At 71.2% G+C, this 19,363-nt stretch carries 15 protein-coding genes; 6 read left to right on the top strand and 9 right to left on the bottom strand.

What is annotated here, in order from left to right:
- Positions 1-86 precede the first annotated feature (86 nt).
- Positions 87-791, bottom strand: a complete 705-nt coding sequence (locus AC07FA_RS04830; RefSeq protein ID WP_479073232.1) for a class I SAM-dependent methyltransferase — start codon at positions 789-791, stop codon at positions 87-89.
- Between the two features lie 135 nt (positions 792-926).
- Between AC07FA_RS04830 and AC07FA_RS04825 the strand changes: the two genes are divergently transcribed.
- Positions 927-1,211: a DUF6343 family protein gene (locus AC07FA_RS04825; protein ID WP_479073231.1), complete on the top strand. Its 285-nt coding sequence runs from the start codon at positions 927-929 to the stop codon at positions 1,209-1,211.
- 9 nt (positions 1,212-1,220) lie between these two features.
- Here the strand turns inward: AC07FA_RS04825 and AC07FA_RS04820 are convergent, their stop codons facing one another.
- The 3 genes from AC07FA_RS04820 to AC07FA_RS04810 form a co-directional block, all read right to left on the bottom strand.
- Positions 1,221-1,589 carry a tetratricopeptide repeat protein gene (locus AC07FA_RS04820; RefSeq protein WP_479073230.1) on the bottom strand — a complete coding sequence of 123 codons (369 nt, stop codon included), beginning with the start codon at positions 1,587-1,589 and terminating at the stop codon, positions 1,221-1,223.
- Positions 1,590-1,691: 102 nt separating this feature from the next.
- On the bottom strand, positions 1,692-2,294 hold the full coding sequence (coaE, locus tag AC07FA_RS04815) for a dephospho-CoA kinase (RefSeq protein ID WP_479073229.1): 603 nt from the start codon (positions 2,292-2,294) through the stop codon (positions 1,692-1,694).
- A gap of 44 nt (positions 2,295-2,338) precedes the next feature.
- Positions 2,339-3,277: a PAC2 family protein gene (locus tag AC07FA_RS04810; protein ID WP_479073228.1), complete on the bottom strand. Its 939-nt coding sequence runs from the start codon at positions 3,275-3,277 to the stop codon at positions 2,339-2,341.
- Positions 3,278-3,603: 326 nt separating this feature from the next.
- Between AC07FA_RS04810 and AC07FA_RS04805 the strand changes: the two genes are divergently transcribed.
- Positions 3,604-4,563: a right-handed parallel beta-helix repeat-containing protein gene (locus tag AC07FA_RS04805; RefSeq protein ID WP_479073227.1), complete on the top strand. Its 960-nt coding sequence runs from the start codon at positions 3,604-3,606 to the stop codon at positions 4,561-4,563.
- Positions 4,564-4,666: 103 nt separating this feature from the next.
- Here AC07FA_RS04805 and rpsA read toward each other — a convergent pair whose 3' ends face one another.
- The gene (rpsA, locus tag AC07FA_RS04800) at positions 4,667-6,181 is read right to left on the bottom strand and encodes a 30S ribosomal protein S1 (RefSeq protein ID WP_328909576.1); all 1,515 of its coding nucleotides are present in this window, start codon (positions 6,179-6,181) and stop codon (positions 4,667-4,669) included.
- A 395-nt stretch (positions 6,182-6,576) separates the two neighbouring features.
- On the opposite strand from rpsA, the gene AC07FA_RS04795 reads away from it, so the two are divergent.
- Positions 6,577-7,389 carry a class I SAM-dependent methyltransferase gene (locus AC07FA_RS04795; RefSeq protein WP_479073226.1) on the top strand — a complete coding sequence of 271 codons (813 nt, stop codon included), beginning with the start codon at positions 6,577-6,579 and terminating at the stop codon, positions 7,387-7,389.
- A gap of 74 nt (positions 7,390-7,463) precedes the next feature.
- Positions 7,464-9,965: an ATP-dependent helicase HrpB gene (hrpB, locus tag AC07FA_RS04790; protein ID WP_479073225.1), complete on the top strand. Its 2,502-nt coding sequence runs from the start codon at positions 7,464-7,466 to the stop codon at positions 9,963-9,965.
- On the opposite strand, the gene pgfA is transcribed toward hrpB, so the two are convergent.
- The 3 genes from pgfA to AC07FA_RS04775 form a co-directional block, all read right to left on the bottom strand.
- Entirely contained in the window at positions 9,952-10,935 is a 984-nt protein-coding gene (pgfA, locus tag AC07FA_RS04785; protein WP_479073224.1) for a cell envelope lipid trafficking protein PgfA, read from the bottom strand. The genes hrpB and pgfA overlap by 14 nt on opposite strands.
- 56 nt (positions 10,936-10,991) lie before the next feature.
- Positions 10,992-11,129: an SPW_0924 family protein gene (locus AC07FA_RS04780; protein ID WP_383783522.1), complete on the bottom strand. Its 138-nt coding sequence runs from the start codon at positions 11,127-11,129 to the stop codon at positions 10,992-10,994.
- A gap of 163 nt (positions 11,130-11,292) precedes the next feature.
- Positions 11,293-12,999: a lytic transglycosylase gene (locus AC07FA_RS04775; protein ID WP_479073223.1), complete on the bottom strand. Its 1,707-nt coding sequence runs from the start codon at positions 12,997-12,999 to the stop codon at positions 11,293-11,295.
- Between the two features lie 195 nt (positions 13,000-13,194).
- On the opposite strand from AC07FA_RS04775, the gene AC07FA_RS04770 reads away from it, so the two are divergent.
- A complete protein-coding gene (locus AC07FA_RS04770; protein WP_479073222.1) occupies positions 13,195-14,088 on the top strand; it encodes a DUF4184 family protein in 894 nt (297 codons plus the stop codon).
- A 78-nt stretch (positions 14,089-14,166) separates the two neighbouring features.
- Here the strand turns inward: AC07FA_RS04770 and polA are convergent, their stop codons facing one another.
- On the bottom strand, positions 14,167-16,878 hold the full coding sequence (gene polA / locus AC07FA_RS04765) for a DNA polymerase I (protein WP_479073221.1): 2,712 nt from the start codon (positions 16,876-16,878) through the stop codon (positions 14,167-14,169).
- A 182-nt stretch (positions 16,879-17,060) separates the two neighbouring features.
- On the opposite strand from polA, the gene AC07FA_RS04760 reads away from it, so the two are divergent.
- The gene (locus AC07FA_RS04760; RefSeq protein WP_479073220.1) at positions 17,061-19,334 is read left to right on the top strand and encodes an FdhF/YdeP family oxidoreductase; all 2,274 of its coding nucleotides are present in this window, start codon (positions 17,061-17,063) and stop codon (positions 19,332-19,334) included.
- Positions 19,335-19,363 lie beyond the last annotated feature (29 nt).

The following is a 19,363-nucleotide window of genomic DNA, read 5'->3' as shown; positions in this document are numbered from 1 at the left end:
GTAGACCGGGGAGGGGCCCGGAACTCATCGCCTTCCGGGCCCCTCATTCACCGAGTTTTCAGGGCCGTTCGGGACACGCGCGGTTTTCAGGGCTGCTCTGGACGGGCGAGCACCCACGCGCCGTCGTCGGTGAGATACCGGTCCACCGTCAGACCGGCCGCGCCGAGGTGCCCCTCGAACTCCTCGACGGAGAGCTCGCGCGACAGGAACGTCTGAGTCCACCGCTCGTCGTCGAAGAGGTACTCGGCGCGCACCGAGCGGACTCCGTCCCCGACCGGATCGGCCGAGACGATCCGTATGGTGCAGCCCGCTTCCGCGTCCACGCGCTCGCGCGGCAGATTCGTGCGGTAGTCGGCGCCTTCCCGCTGGACGAGGACGACCCCGCCGTCCTTGACGTGCCTCCGGCAGGTCCGCAGCAGCCCCTCGCGGACCCGGTGGTCACTCGTATGCACCAGGAACGACGCGAGCAACACCACATCGAAGGTCTCTCCGGCGAGATCCAGCGACTCGATGGGGCTCCGCACGGTGCGGGCTCCCCGAACGCGCTCCAGCATCTGGGGCGATTCGTCGACGGCGGTCACCCGGAATTCACGCGCGACCAGGGCGTGGGTGACCCGGCCCGCTCCGCAGCCCAGTTCCAGAATGCTCGCCCCGGCGGGCACGGCCGCCTCGATCACGTCGGGTTCGTCGCCGGCGGAGAGCCGGGAGTAGAGCTCGACGGCGCAGCCGTCCGGAGTGATGGCGCCGGGTCCGGTGCCTGAGTGCCCCTCACGTACCAGTTGTCCGCTCATGCCCAGCCGAACGTACGGGCGGTGGCGGCCGTTCCCGGCGGCCGGGTCCAGCGGTACACGGCGGCCTCGGCCGGTCACACTCCGTCGCCGCGCTTCTCAGCGACGGCCGGGAGGTCCATGCTGGTAGGTGAGGCGATGCGTATGCGTACCGGCAGCGAACCCGCGACGGCCCGCAGTCCTCTCCGGATGCGGCTGGCTCTGGCCTTGTTCGGCCTGACCTGGGGCCTTTTCGGCCTGATCGCTTTCGCCCTGACCGGCCGCCCCGGCTGGGCCGCGGCCTGCGGCGTCCTGGTGGCTCTGACGCTCACGGACGTCGCGGTCATCGTCCACCACATCCGGCAGGGGCCGCACTACCAGCCCGGGCGGGACATCCCGCCGTACGAGCCCGATCACGGTGGACGCGGCAGGCCCAGCCGCTGAAGGGCCGCGTCAGGCCCGGTCGTCGAAGCGCGCGGCCTTCAGGTACTCCGGCTTCGGTTCGAGCGCGGCGGCGAGCCGGAAGTGACGGGTGGCCTGTTCGGGGCGGCCGGCGCGCTGGAAGGTGCGGGCCAGCGCGAAGTGCGCGAAGGCGTTGTCCGGTTCGCGCTCCAGCACGAGCTCGAACTCCAGCTCGGCCGGGCGCAGTTGTGCCGCGGCGAAGAAGGCGCGGGCCCGCAGCAGGCGGGCCGCCGTGTTCTCCGGATGGGCGGCGATCACCGAGTCGAGCAGCTTGACGGCACCCCGTGGATCGCGCGCGGCCAGCAGTTGCTCGGCCGCACGGAAGTCGATGACATGGGTTTCCGGGTTCGTCTCGGGCACGGTCGCATCCTTCCCCTCGCTCGCCGGTTTCCAACGTACGGCCGCGTCACGGTATTCCGTACGGCCGTGCGGGCACCGGGCGTTCCACCCGGGGGCGGAGGATCAGCCGGCCGCCGCTCGCTCCACCAGCTCCGCCCAGACCGTGCGGACCTGCGGCTCCAGCGCCTCACGCGGCCCGTCGTTGTCGATGACCAGGTCGGCAACGGCCCTTCGCTGCTCGCGTGTCGCCTGCGCCGCCATCCGGGCGCGGGCGTCGGACTCCGTCATCCCGCGCAGCCGTACGAGGCGGTCGAGCTGGGTCTCGGGGGTGGCGTCCACGACCACGACCAGGTCGTACAGCGGCGCGAGGCCGTTCTCGGTGAGGAGCGGGACGTCGTGCACGACGACGGAGTCGGGGCCCGCGGCCCGCTCCAGCTCGGCGGAGCGCGCACCGACCAGCGGGTGGACGATCGCGTTGAGCGCGGCGAGCCGGCCGGCGTCGGCGAAGACGATCGCACCGAGCGCGGGCCGGTCCAGGGCGCCGTCGGCGCTCAGGACACCCGGGCCGAAGGCGTCCACGACGGCCGCGAGCCCGGGGGTACCGGGCTCGACGACCTCGCGCGCGATCCTGTCGGCGTCGATCAGCACGGCGCCGAGGCCGACGAAGAGCCGTGACACCTCACTCTTGCCGGCGCCGATCCCGCCGGTCAGGCCCACTTTCAGCATGGACGGCAGCCTAACCCCCGCCCCGCCGGGCCGTCATGGCCCGGTCAGAGGTCGCCCTCGCGCTCGGCGAGGAACCGCTCGAATTCGAGGCCGATCTCGTCCGCGGACGGCAGATCGACGGGCTCCGCCACGAGATTGCCCCGGGTCTCGGCGCCCGCGACGGCGTCGTACTGGTGCTCAAGGCCCTCGACGAGCGTGACGAGCTCCTCGTCACCCTGGCCGATCTGCCGGTCGATCTCGGTCTGTGTCCGGTGCGCCTCGGTGCGCAGCGCGTGCGCGACACTCGGCAGGACCAGACCGGTCGCGCCGGTGATCGCCTCCAGCGCGGTGAGCGCGGCATCCGGGTACGAGGAACGGGCCACGTAGTGCGGTACGTGGGCGGCGACGCCCAGTACGTCGTGTCCCGACTCCATCAGGCGGTACTCGACGAGAGCCTCCGCCGAGCCCGGCACCTGCGCCTCGTCGAACGGGCTGCGGTGGCCCGGCATCAGGTCGGTGCGGTTGCCGTGCGGGGTGATGCCGACCGGGCGGGTGTGCGGGACGCCCATCGGGATGCCGTGGAAGTTGACCGCGAGGCGTACACCGAGCCGCTCGACGATCTGCTCCACCGCGACGGCGAACCGCTCCCATTCCACGTCCGGCTCGGGCCCGGACAGCAGGAGGAAGGGCGCGCCGGTGGCGTCCTGGACGACACGGACGTCCAGTGTCGGGGCCTCGAACGACTCCCAGCGGTCGCGCCGGAACGTCAGCAGCGGGCGCCGCGCGCGGTAGTCGACGAGCCGGTCGTGGTCGAAGCGCGCCACGATCTGGTGCGGCAGCGTTTCGAGCAGGCCGTCGACGATCTGCTCGCCGGTCTCACCCGCGTCGATGTACCCGTCGAAGTGGTAGAGCATGACCAGGCCGGCCGACTCCTGGGCGAGCGCCATGTCGACGACGGCCAGGCCCTTCGGCTCCCATTCATACAGACTCTGCGGATCAGGCACGGTTACCGCTCCTCCTCGTATTCCCCCAGAAGAACGCCTCCGAGAGCACGGGCATTCCCAGCCCCGTACCCATTCATGGCCGGTTCAGACCGGCGAACCGGCGTGCCGGACGGCCGTCGCCCGCCGCGCCGAGGTGATGTCACGGCCCGTCAGCCGCGCGGGTACCGGGCGCGTTTCGCGTCGCTCACCACCCCGAGGAGAACATTGGTCCAGACCTTGACATGGACACACCCCCTACCTACCGTCACTGGGCAGCACGTTCAGGCACTCGCCCCGTATTCATGTACGAGGACGTCTCGGACCCTTCGACGGGAAGACACCCCCACATGCGCACCCGCACCTCTCTCACCGCCCTGCTGGTCACCGCCCTCGCCACCGGCGGCATCGCGCTGGCCTCCGCGGGCCCCGCGGAGGCCGCCGTCATCGACGTGACCACGACGGCCCAGCTCAAGTCGGCACTCCTCGCCGCGGCACCCGGGGACACGATCCGGCTCGCCGACGGTACGTACACCGGCAACTTCAAGGCGACCACCCCCGGCACGTCCACCGCCCGGATCACCCTCACCGGGTCCAGCAGGGCGGTCCTCACGGCGGGCGGCGGCTACGGGCTGCACCTCAACGGCGCCTCGTACTGGACCGTCCAGGGTGTCACCGTCACCGGTGGCCAGAAGGGCATCATGACCGACGCCGCGGACAGCGTCGTCATCGACTCGGTGACCGTGCACGACCTGGACATGGAGGGCGTCCACTTCCGCACGTCCAGCCGGAACGGGATCCTCAGGAACTCCCGCATCTACGACACCGGGCACGACGGCCGCGGCATGGGCGAGGGCGTGTACGTCGGCTCGGCCGGCGACCTCACCGACCGGAGCGACCAGGCCCAGATCCTGGACAACGTGATCGGACCCGGGGTCGGCGGCGAGAACATCGACATCAAGGAAGGCACCACCGGGGCCAGGATCATCGGCAACACCTTCGACGGCAGCGGTCTGACCGGCGCCAACTACGACGACTCATGGGTCGACGTGAAGGGCAACGGCGTCCTGGTCGAGGGCAACAGGGGTTCCCGTACGACCAACAACGGCTACGAGACGCACACCCAGCAGAGCGGCTGGGGCTGCGGCACCGTCTTCCGCGACAACGTCTCCGACCTCTCGGGCGCCGACGGTGACAAGCAGCTCGCCATCAACGTCACCAACCACTCGTCGAGCTGCCGGACCACCGTCCACAGCAGCAACGCCGTGACCGGCGGCAAGGGCCTGACCAACATCGCCGTCACGCCGTAACCCCGCAGAGCCCCGGAAACGCGAGTGAGGCCCGCCCCCCGAAGGGAGCGGGCCTCACTTACCGCTCTACAGCTACTGCCGATGAGCGACCGGGGTCAGAGCGTCAGCTCTGGCCGCCCGCCAGCTTCTCGCGCAGCGCGGCCAGTGCCTCGTCCGACGCCAGGGCGCCGGAGTTGTCATCGGACTCCGAGGAGTACGAGCCGCCGCCACCGCTGCCGCCCGAGGCAGCCGGAGCGCTGCCGGCCGGGGCGGCAGCGCCCTCGGCAGCAGCGGCCTCGTCGGCCTCGCGGGACTTGATGACCTGGGCCTGGTGCTGCTCGAAGCGCTGCTGCGCCTCGGCGTACTGGGTCTCCCACACCTCGCGCTGAGCCTCGAAGCCCTCGAGCCAGTCGTTGGTCTCGGGGTCGAAGCCCTCGGGGTAGATGTAGTTGCCCTGGTCGTCGTACGACGCGGCCATGCCGTACAGCGTCGGGTCGAACTCGACCGAGGCCGGGTCGCCACCGAAGGACTCGTTGGCCTGCTTCAGCGAGAGGCTGATGCGACGGCGCTCGAGGTCGATGTCGATGACCTTGACGAAGATCTCGTCGTTGACCTGGACGACCTGCTCCGGGATCTCCACGTGGCGCTCGGCCAGCTCGGAGATGTGGACCAGACCCTCGATGCCCTCGTCGACGCGCACGAACGCACCGAACGGAACGAGCTTCGTGACCTTACCCGGGACGACCTGACCGATCTGGTGCGTCCGGGCGAACTGCTGCCACGGGTCTTCCTGCGTCGCCTTGAGCGACAGGGAGACGCGCTCGCGGTCCATGTCGACGTCGAGAACCTCGACGGTGACTTCCTGGCCGACCTCGACAACCTCGGAGGGGTGGTCGATGTGCTTCCAGGACAGCTCGGAGACGTGCACGAGACCGTCGACGCCACCCAGGTCCACGAAGGCACCGAAGTTGACGATCGAGGAGACGACGCCGGAGCGGACCTGACCCTTCTGCAGGGTCGTGAGGAACGTCTGGCGAACCTCGGACTGGGTCTGCTCGAGCCAGGCGCGGCGGGACAGGACCACGTTGTTGCGGTTCTTGTCCAGCTCGATGATCTTGGCCTCGAGCTCCTTGCCCACGTAGGGCTGGAGGTCGCGGACACGACGCATCTCGACGAGGGAGGCCGGCAGGAAGCCACGGAGGCCGATGTCGAGGATGAGACCACCCTTGACGACCTCGATGACGGTACCGGTGACGATGCCGTCTTCTTCCTTGATCTTCTCGATGGTGCCCCAGGCACGCTCGTACTGAGCGCGCTTCTTCGAGAGGATCAGGCGGCCTTCCTTGTCCTCCTTCTGGAGAACCAGGGCCTCGATCTCGTCGCCGACCTTGACGACCTCGTTCGGGTCGACGTCGTGCTTGATCGAGAGCTCGCGGCTCGGGATGACACCTTCGGTCTTGTAACCGATGTCGAGGAGAACCTCGTCCCGGTCAACCTTGACGATGACACCGTCAACGATGTCGCCGTCGTTGAAGTACTTGATCGTCTCGTCGATCGCCGCGAGGAACGCGTCCGCGTCGCCGATGTCGTTGACCGCAACCTGCGGAGTGGTGGCGGTGGTCTCGGTGCTGCTCGTCATGTGGGAAAGGGCTCCGGTACGGACAGTGAGTCGTAGGTACTGCTACGCCGAAAGCCCGTATCGCCTCTGCAGAAGCCGGACAGCCTGGAAAGCGACCAACCCGTTTCAGGGTGGCGCCTCGACAACCGAGGGGACATGCAACAGACGCGAGCGCGGCCTGCTAGGTCTGAGGCGCGCAGGCTCGCAGCGCAACTTGTAGCATACGGGGGCAGCCGGACAGGGTCAATGCGCGAAGGCGCACACCCGGGGCACATCAACCCATTCCCGGCACAACTCAGGTTCCCCGAGGCCACATCGGCCACGGCGATGCGTCCGACACACGCGTCCGTACCCACGGGTACCCACAGGTGGACACCGCGTGCGGCGGGTGAAGGCAAACTACAACGACGGGCACGATGAGCCAAGAGATCCATGAGGCCGAACCGGAAGCAACGCGCCGGAACGCCGGAGAATCGGAAAGCAGCCGGGCAAGTCGCGGCTGGTGGGACCGGAACGCCGACGAGTACCAGAGCGACCACGGGGCCTTCCTCGGGGACGACCGCTTCGTCTGGGGCCCGGAAGGGCTCGACGAGGCCGACGCGGCGCTGCTGGGTCCCGCCGCCGCGCTGAAGGGCCTGGACATCCTGGAGATCGGCGCCGGCGCCGCCCAGTGCTCACGCTGGCTGGCCGCCCAGGGCGCCCGCCCCGTGGCCCTGGACCTCTCCCACCGCCAGCTCCAGCACGCCCTGCGCATCGGCGAGGGCCTCCCGCTGGTCGAGGCGGACGCGGGAAAGCTGCCGTTCCGGGACGGCTCCTTCGACCTGGCCTGCTCGGCCTACGGGGCGGTGCCGTTCGTCGCCGATCCCGTGCAGGTCTTCCGCGAGGTGCGCAGGGTGCTGCGGCCCGGCGGCCGGTGGGTGTTCTCGGTGACCCATCCGATCCGCTGGGCCTTCCCCGACGAACCCGGTCCCGAAGGGCTGTCGGTCGCCGCTTCCTACTTCGACCGCGTCCCCTACGTGGAGCAGGACGAGGAGGGCAACGCCGTGTACGTCGAGCACCACAGGACGCTCGGTGACCGAGTACGGGACGTGGTGGCCGGCGGCTTCCGGCTGGTCGATCTCGTCGAGCCCGAGTGGCCCGCGTGGAACAACCAGGAATGGGGCGGCTGGTCCCCCCTGCGCGGCAACCTCATCCCCGGGACGGCGATCTTCGTCTGCGAACGGGACTGACCGCACCGCGTCGGAGCCGAGGGCACCACGTGCACCACGTCAGAGACGACGGCACCACGTAAGAGACTGGGGGCGTGATCCGTGACGACGCCCTGGCCCAGTTGCCCGTACGTACCGCAGTGCCCGCCCTGGAGCGTGCGCTCGACGAGCGGGGCGTCGCCGTGCTCTGCGCGCCGCCCGGCACCGGCAAGACGACCCTCGTCCCGCTCGTCCTGGCCGGACTGACCGGCCCGGGTCCGGTGCGGCGGGTCGTGGTCGCCGAGCCCCGTCGGATCGCGGCGCGGGCGGCGGCGCGGCGGATGGCCTGGCTGCTCGGGGAGCAGCCGGGCGGGCGGGTGGGATTCACGGTCCGCGGGGAGCGCGTGGTGGGGCGCGACACGGTGGTGGAGGTCGTCACCACCGGGGTGCTCCTCCAGCGGCTCCAGCGCGACCAGGAGCTCGCGGGGACCGATGTGGTGATCATCGACGAGTGCCATGAGCGGCATCTGGACGCGGACACGGTCGCCGCGTTCCTGCTCGACGTACGGGCTGCCCTGCGCCCGGATCTGCGGCTGGTGGCCGCGTCGGCGACGACGGACGCGGAGGGCTGGGCGCGGCTGCTGGGCGATGCCCCGGTGGTGGAGGCGCGGGACGTGTCCCATCCGGTGGAGGTCGTGTGGGCACCGCCGTCCCGGCCGGTGAAGCCGCCGCACGGGATGAGGGTGGATCCCGCCCTGCTGACGCATGTCGCGTCGGTGGTACGCCGTGCGCTGACGGAGCGGGAGGGGGACGTGCTGTGCTTTCTGCCCGGTGTCGGGGAGATCGGCCGGGTCGCCGGGCAGCTCGGCGGGGTGGCCGCCGAGGTCCTTCAGGTGCACGGCCGGGCCCCGGCGGCCGTGCAGGACGCCGTGCTGGCCGGGTCGTCCGGTGTCCGGCGGGTGGTGCTGGCGACCTCCGTCGCGGAGTCGTCGCTGACCGTGCCGGGGGTGCGGGTCGTCGTCGACTCGGGGCTGGCCAGGGAGCCCCGCACCGACCATGCGCGGGGCCTGAGCGCCCTGACGACCGTACGGGCCTCGCAGGCGGCGGGGCGGCAGCGGGCGGGGCGGGCCGGGCGTGAGGCGCCAGGGGCCGTGTACCGGTGCTGGGAGCAGGCGGAGGACGGGCGGCTCGCGCGCTTCCCGTCGCCGGAGATCAAGGTCGCCGACCTCGCGGCGTTCGCGTTGCAGGCGGCCTGCTGGGGCGATGCGGACGCCTCGGGGCTCGCGCTGCTCGATCCGCCGCCGGCCGGCGCGATGGGCGCGGCCCGCGAGGTACTGACGGCGGTGGGCGCCGTGGACGCGGCGGGGCGGGTGACGGAGCGGGGCGTACGGATGTCCCGGCTCGGTCTGCACCCCCGGCTGGCGCGGGCGCTGCTGGACGGCGCGGCCGAGGTGGGCGGGCGGCGGGCCGCCGAGGTGGTGGCGCTGCTGAGCGAGGAGCCGCCCCGGGAGTACGGGGACGATCTGGCGGCGGCGCTGCGTACCGCACGGCGGGGGCAGGACGGTTACGCGGCGCGCTGGCGGCAGGAAGTGCGGCGGCTGTCGTCCTCGCTGGGGGCGGTGAAGGGTGAGGGACACGGATCGGATGACGCGGCCGCCGGGCTGGTGGCGGCTCTGGCGTTTCCGGAGCGGGTGGCACGGGCGCGGGGCGAGGGCGGGTTCCTGATGGCGTCGGGGACGGGCGCCGAGCTGCGGGAGGGTTCGCGGCTGCGCAGCGCGCTCTGGCTGGCGGTCGCGGTCGCGGACCGGCCTGCGCATGCGGCGTCCGCGCGGGTGCGGCTGGCCGCTGTCGTCGACGAGGACACGGCGCGGCTCGCGGCGGGGCATCTGCGGTTCTCGGGCGAGGAGGTGCGCTGGGTGGACGGTGATGTCGTGGCCCGTTCCGTGGAGCGGCTCGGGGCCGTCGAGCTGGCGGTGCGCGCGCTGAAGCAGCCGAAGCCGGAGCTGGTGCGCGGGGCGTTGCTGGAGGGTCTGCGGCGTGAAGGCACCGGGCTGCTGCGGTGGAGCCGGGACAGCGAGCAGCTGCGGTCACGGCTCGCTTTTCTGCACCGGGAGCTGGGGGCGCCGTGGCCCGACGTCTCGGACGAGGCCCTGCTGTCCCGTACCGAGGAGTGGCTGGAGCCCGAGCTCTCCCGGGCGCGGCGCCGTTCGGACCTGGGGCGGATCGACGCCGGGCAGGCGGTGCGGCGGCTGCTGCCGTGGGCCACGGGCGAGGCGGCCCGGCTCGACGAGCTGGCGCCCGAGCACATCCAGGTGCCGAGCGGGTCCCGTATCCGGGTGGAGTACGGCGGGGCGCAGCCCGTACTGGCGGTGAAGCTCCAGGAGCTGTTCGGGCTGCGGGAGACGCCCCGGGTGGCCGGGGTGCCCGTCCTGGTCCATCTGCTCTCCCCCGCCGGGCACCCGGCGGCGGTGACGGCGGATCTGGCGTCGTTCTGGCGGGAGGGCTACAAGGCGGTGCGGGCCGAACTGCGCGGCCGGTATCCGAAGCATCCGTGGCCCGAGGACCCGACGACGTTCGAGGCGACCCGCTTCACCTCGGCGCGGCTCAGGCGCCAGTAGCTTCCGGGGCCGGCGCGGATGTGCCGGGGCGGCGGGAGCGTGCCTCCAGCCAGAGGGCGAGCGCGAGGAGCCCGGTGGCGAGGAGCAGGAAGCCCCAGGGCAGGTACGAGGTGAGCAGGAGGATCAGGACGCGCTGTGACTTGACCAGCTCGACGGTGTCGACGATGTAGTCCTCGCGCATCTTCACATGGCCGGCGAACGCGGTGACGGTGTCCTGCGGCATGCCCATCTTCTTCGCGTCGCGCAGTTCCTCCCGGTGGATCTCCTCACCGTTCACGGGGGCACCGGTGACCGGGTCGACCCAGAACATCCGCTTGGTGGAGTACCACCGGGTCATGCCCGTCTTGGCCACCTGCGCCGCGGTGACGCCCTTGATGGGCATCTTCTTCGGCATCGGGACCCGGGTCCACGGGATGGTCTGCTCGAAGTAGTAGACGTCCATGCCGCGGAAGGTGCGGGTGCCCTTGTAGTGGATGGGCGAGGTCGTGCGGCTCTGGGCGTCGAAGTACGCGTAGTCGCGTTTCTCGGTGAGGAAGGGCCACTTGTACTCGATGCCCTCGCGGCGGACTGGATCGCCGTCGACCATTTCACCGGTGGCGTGGACGGGGTCCTGGCTGTGGGCGTCGAAGATGTAGCGCTCGGGGATCTGGGAGACCATCGCCCCGTCGGGGCCCTCGATGTAGGAGAGCGAGTCCCAGACGACGACATCGCGGCCGGCGCTGCGCTCGATTTTCTCGGACTCCTCCACGTTGCCCTTGAGGGTCTGCACGATGGTGACCTTCTCGACCTTCTCGGACCTGAGGGTGCCGTAGTCGAGGAGGGTGGCCGGCTTCGCCTCCAGGACCATCTCCTGGTACTGGCTCGGCGGGACCTTCGCCAGCCGGGGGAAGGCGTACCAGCGCAGCAGCGGTGACATGGCGGCGAAGAAGACGGCGAAGGCCAGAAGTACGAGGCCGGCTCGGCGGCGCATGGGGGTGTCCTCCCTCTGGGTGCTGCCCGCGGGTGCTGCCCGCGGGTGCTTCCGCGCTACTTCTTGGGACCCGGGACGGTGGTCAGCAGGGGCTTGGGCGAGGTCTCGCCGGGCGGCGCTCCGATCGCGGTGACGGTGAACACGAGCGCGAGGGCTGCGGCCAGTCCTGTGGCTGCGGCGACGAGGGCACGCATGTTCTGCCTCCCGGGAGCACGGATCTGATGGAGCGTCAGGGTTGGGGCACCGTAGCAACAGAGGCGCGAGATGAGAACAAGCGGGCGCGAGACGGGAGCACGCGCAGCCGCCCCTCCGCCCGTGCGGGCGGAGGGGCGGCTGCGGGGAGCCGGGGCGTGACGGTCAGGACACCGTCAGCACGATGTCGAGCGTGGCGCCGCCCTCGGTGGTGAGGCGCAGCTTGTACGTGCCCGGGGTGCTGTCGGCGTGGAACGCCGGCAGCGTCAGGAGGCCGTCCGCGCCGGTCTGGAGACCCGAGAGGGTGCGGACGGGGGCGCCGTCCGCGCCCTTGAAGTAGGGGCCCTTGTCGTTCTCGGCCGGCTGCTCGGCGCCGGTGATCATCGTGGCGGTGACGGCGACGCCTGCGGCCGCGGCGCCCTTGTAGGTCGCCTTGACCTGGAGGGCGTCGAACTGTGCGCCGGCGGCGGCCGTCACGGCCGCTTCACCGGTCCTGGCGATCGCGTCGGCCTGGCGGGCGGTGACGGTCGCGCCGAAGGTGAGGGTGCGCGGATTGGTGGTGCCCGCGACGGCCGTCACCTTGAACTCGCCGGTCTTCTCGCCCGCTCGCAGCACCGGGGAGGTGACCGTGCCGTCGGCCCCCGTACGGAAGGTGATGGCGGTCAGCCCTCCGGCGAAGCGCGTGTCGGTGTCACCGGTGATGGTGAAGGTCACGGACGCCCGGGCGAGCGGGGCGCCGAGGGTGTTCCTCGCCCGCACCGTGACCCGCTCGCCGAACGCCTGGCCCGCGGTGGCGGTCAGCGGGCCGGTGCCCGCGTTCTCCAGGCTGCCGAGCCTCTGGGGCGGAGTGGGCGTGGGGACGGTCGGGGGCGAGGTGGGGGGTGAGGTGGGCGGAGACGTCGGTGGCGAGGTGGGGGGCGGTGTCGGCTTCGGGGAGGTCGAGCCGCCGGGCGGCGTGGGCTTCGGGCTCTTCCCGCCGCCCGGGTTGCCGGTCGCGGGCGGGGTGGGCGAGGGACTCGCCGAACCGCCGCCGCCGCTGCCGCTTCCGCTGCCGCGGGGACTGGTCGGCAGGACGCCGGTGCCGTCGGGAACCTCGTGGGTGCCGCGCTTGTAGTACTCGAACCAGGAGCGCACCGTACGCAGGTACTCCTGCGAGTGGTTGTAGCTCAGCACCGCCCGGTCGAGGTCGGCCCCGACCGCCAGATCGCGGGAGCCGGCGCAGAGGTAGAGCCCGGCCGCCAGTGCCGCGTCGTAGATGTTGTTGGGGTCCTCGCGGCCGTCGCTGTTGCCGTCCTGGCCCCAGGTGGCCCACGTGGAGGGGATGAACTGCATCGGGCCGACCGCGCGGTCATGGGTCGCGTCGCCGTCGAACGCCCCGTCGTCGGTGTCCTTGATCAGGGCGAAGCCCTGGCCGTTGAGGGCGGGTCCGAGGATCGGTGAGTAGGTCGTGCCGTTCGCGTCGACCCGGCCGCCACGGGCCTGCCCGGACTCGACCTTGCCGATCGCGGCGAGGAGCTGCCACGGCAGGCGGCAGGCGGCGTCACTGCCGGCGACGGACTGCTCGGCCTTCTTGTACGCGGCCAGGATGGAGGCGGGTATCCCGGCTTCCGTACTGCCGGTGACCGGCAGATTCACGGACGTGCCCGGCTTGTTGGGCGTGGTCAGCGGCGGCAGGTCCGTGTAGTAGGGCGAGTTGCCCGTGGCCGCGCTGTCGCCGGACGAGGAACCGGCGGTCTTCTGGTCCCCGCTTCCCCCGTCCTCGGGCAGTGGTGCACCGGGGCCCTGAGAAGCGGTGAGAGCTGCCACGGCAGCCGCGGCCACCGCTGTGGTGGTGGCCCCCCTGCGCAGTCGGCGGCCGAATTGCGCTGCCATACGTTCTGGTCCCTCCCCGTCGACGGCTGCTCGCGCTCCCCAGCGCGAACTCACGCGACCCTACGACAACTCCTGCCGCCCGGACACCGCGCGTTGACCGGTTCTTACTGTTTTTTCACGTTCCCGACAGCAAGTTGTACGGCATGCCCCAGCCGGGGTACAGGGACCCACGGCGGCTCGCCCATACTGGCCGACATGCCGTTCACGCTCAGTCATGCCGCCGCCGTGCTGCCGGGAATGCGCAGGACGGGCGCCGCACGCGGCCCGCTCGTCGCCTCGGCCCTCGTCGCCGGTTCGTTCGCTCCCGATATGACCTACTACGCGGACACCGCCATCCCCGGGGCAATGGAATTCGGCCAAGTGACGCACGCCGTCTGGGGTGTGTTCACCGTGGACGTACTGATCGCGGGGATACTGGTGGCGTTGTGGCTGCTGCTGCGCGAGCCGCTGGTGGCGCTCCTGCCGGCCCGCGCGCAGGGGCGGGTGTACGCGTTCCTGCGGGGGCGGCGGCGGGAGCCCGGCCGGCCCCGGCCGCTGGAAGCGCTCTGGTTCGCGCTGTCCGCGGCCATCGGAGCGGTCACCCATGTCGGCTGGGACGCGTTCACCCATCACGACCGGTGGGGCACGGAGATGATCCCGGCGCTCAACCGGAGCGTGGGCGGCTTTCCCGCCTACCAGCTGGCGCAGTACGGCAGTTCGGCGGTGGCACTGACGGTGCTCGTGTGGTTCACGGCGTCGGCGCTGCGGAGGGCCGGGGCGGTCGCGGTACCGGAGGCCGTGCCCGTACTGGGCCGACGGGAACGGTGGTACGCGGGCGGGCTGCTGGCGGTCTGCGTACTCCTCGGTGTCATCCACCGCTGCGCACGCTGGTACGCCTACTTCGGACACATCTCCACGCCGCTCGACATCATCCCGACCGCGTGCTTCGGAGCCGGGGCCGGACTGGCGGTCGGACTCGTGCTGTACGGGGCGTGGATGCGGCTGCGGAGCGACGCGCGCACCGGCGGCACCGGGCGCACCGGGCGTCCAGTGCGCGCTGGGGGGACGGGCGCCGGTGTTACGGAGCGCTCCCGGCCGGGACCTCGCTGAGCTCGCAGAGCTTGCTGAGCACGCTGATCGAGCACCCCGGGCCGGGAGCCGGTCCCGGCCCGGGGGAACACGTGGGTGTCAGTGTGCGGCGGACTCCCAGTCCGGCCCCACGCCGACCGAGACGTCCAGCGGTGCGCGCAGCTCCACCGCGGTCGACATCTCGTGGCGCAGGATCTGCTCGACGCGCTCGCGCTCGCCCTGCGCGATCTCCAGGACGATTTCGTCGTGGACCTGGAGCAGCATCCGCGACTCCAGCTTCGCTTCGGTCAGGGCCCGGTCCACGTGCAGCATCGCGACCTTCACGATGTCGGCGGCCGTCCCCTGGATGGGCGCGTTGAGCGCCATCCGCTCGGCCGTCTCACGACGCTGGCGGTTGTCGCTGTTCAGGTCGGGGAGGTAGCGGCGGCGGCCGAAGATCGTCTCCGTGTATCCGGTGGCCCTGGCCTCCTCCACGACGCGGTGCAGATAGTCGCGGACTCCGCCGAAGCGCTCGAAGTAGGTGTCCATCAGGCCGCGTGCCTCGCCGGCCTCGATGTTCAGCTGCTGGGAGAGGCCGAACGCGGAGAGCCCGTAGGCCAGTCCGTACGACATGGCCTTGATCTTGCGGCGCATCTCGGGGTCGACGGCCGACTTGTCGACGCCGAAGACCTGCGAGGCGACCGTGGTGTGCAGGTCCTCCCCGGAGGTGAACGCCTCGATCAGGCCCGCGTCCTCCGACAGGTGGGCCATCACACGCAGTTCGATCTGGCTGTAGTCGGCCGTCATCAGCGACTCGAAGCCCTCACCGACGACGAAGCCGCGGCGGATCGCCCGGCCCTCGTCCGTCCGGACCGGGATGTTCTGGAGGTTCGGGTCGGTGGAGGAGAGCCGGCCGGTCGCGGCGACCGTCTGGTTGAACGTGGTGTGGATACGGCCGTCCGCCGCGATCGTCTTGACCAGGCCCTCGACCGTGACCCTGAGCTTCGCCTGCTCGCGGTGGCGCAGCATGAGGACCGGCAGCTCGTGCTCGGTCTGTGCCGCGAGCCAGGCCAGGGCGTCGGCGTCCGTGGTGTACCCGGTCTTCGTCTTCTTCGTCCTGGGCAGGCCCAGCTCACCGAAGAGGACTTCCTGGAGCTGCTTGGGCGATCCGAGGTTGAACTCGCGGCCCACCGAGGCGTGCGCCTCCTTCACCGCCTGCTGCACGGCGCCTGCGAACTGCTGCTCCATGCCTTCCAGATGGGCCCGGTCGGCGGCGATGCCGTGCCGCTCCAGCCGGGCCAGCAGGATCGAGGTGGGCAGCTCCATGTCGTGCAGGAGCTCGACGGCGCCGACCTCCTTCAGCCGCGTCGTGAACGCGTCACCGAGGTCCAGGACCGCGCGGGCCTGTGCCATCAGGGCGTCGGCCTCGGCCTGGTCGTCCGCGCCGAAGGCCAGTTGCCCGTCACCCGCGGCGGCGGGGGCGAGCTCGCGGCCGAGATACTCCACGGCCAGCGCGTCCAGTGCGAACGAGCGGCGGCCCGGCTTGACCAGGTAGGCGGCGAGCGCGGTGTCCATCGCGACACCCTCCAGGCGCCAGCCCTGGTCGGGGAAGACCCGCATGGCGCTCTTCGCGTTGTGCATGACCTTCGGCCGTGCCGGATCGGCGATCCAGGCGGCGAGCGCCTGCTCGTCCGCCTCGTCCAGCTGCGTGGGGTCGATCCAGGCGGCGGCCCCGTCGGCGGCGGCGAGCGCGATCTCCGTGACGGTGCCCGTGCCCAGGGCCCAGGTGTCGACCGTGGCGACGCCGAGCGGCTGCCCGCCGTGGGCCGCCAGCCAGGGCGCCACCGCGCCCGCGCCCAGCACGACGCCGTCCAGCTCGATGCCCGCGGCGGGCGCCGGGCCCTCGTCCTCGACGGCACCCGGGTCCACGGCCAGCAGGCGCTCGCGCAGGCTCGGGTTGCGGATCTCCAGGACGTCCAGCACCCCGGTGACCGCCGTGCGGTCGTACGGAGCGCGCTCCAGGTCCTGCGGTGTCTTCGGCAGCGCCACGTCGCGGACCATCTCGGTCAGCCGGCGGTTCAGCTTCACGGCGTCCAGGTGGTCGCGGAAATTCTGTCCCGCCTTGCCCTTGACCTCCTCCGCGCGCGCCACGAGGTCGTCGAACGAACCGAACTGGTTGATCCACTTCGCGGCCGTCTTCTCACCCACGCCCGGGATACCCGGAAGGTTGTCCGACGGGTCACCGCGCAGCGCCGCGAAGTCCGGGTACTGCTGGGGCGTGAGCCCGTACTTCTCCTCGACCTTGGCCGGGGTGAAGCGCGTCAGCTCCGAGACGCCCTTGGTCGGGTACAGCACGGTGACGTTGTCCGTGATCAGCTGGAACGAGTCCCGGTCGCCGGTGACGATCAGCACTTCGAAACCCGCCGCCTCGGCCTGGGTGGCCAGCGTCGCGATGACGTCGTCGGCCTCGAAGCCGTCGATCGCGAACCGGTCGGCGCGCATCGCGTCGAGGAGCTCGCCGATCAGCTCGACCTGTCCCTTGAACTCGTCGGGGGTCTTGGAGCGGTTCGCCTTGTACTCAGGGAACTCCTGGGCACGCCAGGTCTTGCGGGACACGTCGAACGCCACCGCGAAATGCGTGGGCGCCTCGTCGCGCAGCGTGTTCGCCAGCATCGACGCGAAGCCGTACACGGCGTTCGTCGGCTGTCCCGTCCCTGTCGTGAAATTCTCCGCGGGCAGCGCAAAGAACGCCCGGTACGCCAGGGAGTGCCCGTCCATCAGGAGCAGGCGCGGTCGGTTGTCTGCCGTCTTCTTCGATGCCGTCTCAGCCACGCCCCCGATCCTGCCACGGCCCACTGACAATCCGGACCGGGCACGGCGCCGCACCGCATGCGCCAGGCGTCCTGTCGGTGGTGCGTGACAGGATCGTGAGCAGGAACACCCACAGGCACAGAACACCTACAGGCACAGCCGTGCGGGCTCGGCAGCACCGCGCAAGCTCAAAGGGGAGCATCATGGCCACCAAGCCCCCGACCGGTGACCCGGTCCAGGACGCGCCGCAGATCGAAGCGGTCCAGCACGCTGCGGCCGGGCTGCCCGCCGTCGCCCACACCCTGCGCGTCGCCCAGCAGCAGATGGGCGTGCGGCGCACCGCGCGGACGCTCCTCAAGGTCAACCAGAAGGACGGCTTCGACTGCCCCGGCTGCGCCTGGCCCGAGGGCGACAAGCGGCACACCGCCGAGTTCTGCGAGAACGGGGCGAAGGCCGTCGCCGAGGAGGCGACGCTGCGCCGCGTCACACCCGATTTCTTCGCGGCGCACCCGCTCGCGGACCTCGCCACCCGCAGCGGCTACTGGCTGGGGCAGCAGGGCCGGATCACGCAGCCGATGTACCTCCCCGAAGGCGCCGAGCGGTACGAGGCGGTCTCCTGGGAGAAGGCCTTCGCGATCATCGCCGAGGAGCTGAAAGCGCTCGCCTCCCCCGACGAAGCCCTCTTCTACACCTCGGGCCGCACCAGCAACGAGGCGGCGTTCCTGCTCCAGCTCTTCGCCCGGGAGTTCGGCACCAACAACCTCCCGGACTGCTCGAACATGTGCCACGAGTCGTCCGGTTCCGCGCTCACGGAGACGATCGGGATCGGCAAGGGCAGTGTCTCCCTGGAGGATCTCCACCAGGCCGACCTGATCATCGTCGCCGGACAGAACCCGGGCACGAACCATCCGCGGATGCTCTCCGCCCTGGAGCAGGCCAAGTCGGCGGGCGCGAAGATCATTTCGGTGAATCCGCTGCCCGAAGCCGGCCTGGAGCGGTTCAAGAACCCGCAGACCCCGCTCGGCATGATCAAGGGCGCCGCGCTCACCGACCTGTTCCTCCAGATCCGCCTCGGCGGCGACCAGGCCCTCTTCCGGCTCCTCAACAAGATGATCCTGGAGACCGAAGGCGCCGTCGACGAGACCTTCGTCCACGCGCACACCCACGGGTACGAGGAGTTCGCGAAGGCCGCCCGCACCGCCGACTGGGACGAGACCCTCACCGCCACCGGCCTCGACCGCACCGCGATCGAAGAGGCCCTGGCCATGGTCCTCGCCTCGAAGCGCACCATCGTCTGCTGGGCCATGGGCCTCACCCAGCACAAGCACTCGGTGCCGACCATCCGCGAAGTGGTCAACTTCCTCCTGCTGCGCGGCAACATCGGCCGGCCCGGCGCCGGCGTATGCCCCGTGCGCGGCCACTCCAACGTCCAGGGCGACCGCACCATGGGCATCTTCGAGCGGCCGTCGACCGCCTTCCTCGACGCCCTCGACAAGGAATTCGGGATCACCTCACCCCGCCACCACGGCTACGACGTCGTGCGCTCCATCGAGGCCCTGCGCGACGGCGACGCCAAGGTCTTCTTCGCCATGGGCGGCAACTTCGTCGCGGCGACCCCCGACACCGCCGTGACCGAGGCCGCCATGCGCCGCGCCCGCCTCACCGTCCACGTATCGACCAAACTCAACCGCTCGCACGCGGTCACCGGCACCCGCGCCCTGATCCTGCCCACCCTGGGGCGTACCGACAAGGACACCCAGGCGAGCGGCAAGCAGTTCGTGACGGTCGAGGACTCCATGGGCATGGTCCACGCCTCCCGCGGCAACCTCGCCCCCGCGAGCCCTCACCTGCTCTCCGAACCGGCGATCGTCGCCCGGCTGGCCCGCGCCGTCCTCGGCGCCGGATCCGCCACGGACTGGGAGGGGTTCGAGAAGGACTACGGGACGATCAGGGACCGCATCTCCCGTGTCGTCCCCGGCTTCGAGGACTTCAACGCCCGCGTCGCCGCGCCCGGCGGCTTCACGCTCCCGCACGCCCCGCGCGACGAGCGCCGCTTCCCCACCGCCACCGGCAAGGCCAACTTCACCGCGTCCCCCGTCGAATACCCCCAACTTCCCGAAGGCAGACTGCTGTTGCAGACCCTTCGCTCGCACGACCAGTACAACACCACGATCTACGGCCTCGACGACCGCTACCGCGGCATCAAGGGCGGCCGCCGCATCGTCATGGTCAACCCCGAGGACGCCGCGGCCCTTGGCCTCACCGACGGCGCATACACCGACCTCGTCAGCGAGTGGAAGGACGGCGTCGAGCGGCGCGCCCCGGGCTTCCGCGTCGTGCACTACCCGACCGCCCGCGGCTGCGCCGCCGCCTACTACCCCGAGACCAACGTCCTCGTCCCGCTCGGCGCCACCGCGGACATCAGCAACACCCCGGCCGGCAAGTCGCTCGTGGTCCGCTTCGAGAACGTGCGGTGACGCATCGCGCGGCCGCCACCCACTAAGCG

The organism is Streptomyces sp. NPDC045968, assembly GCF_056430475.1.
Note: the sequence above shows the minus strand (reverse complement) of the source record. Positions and strands in the feature narration are given on the sequence as shown.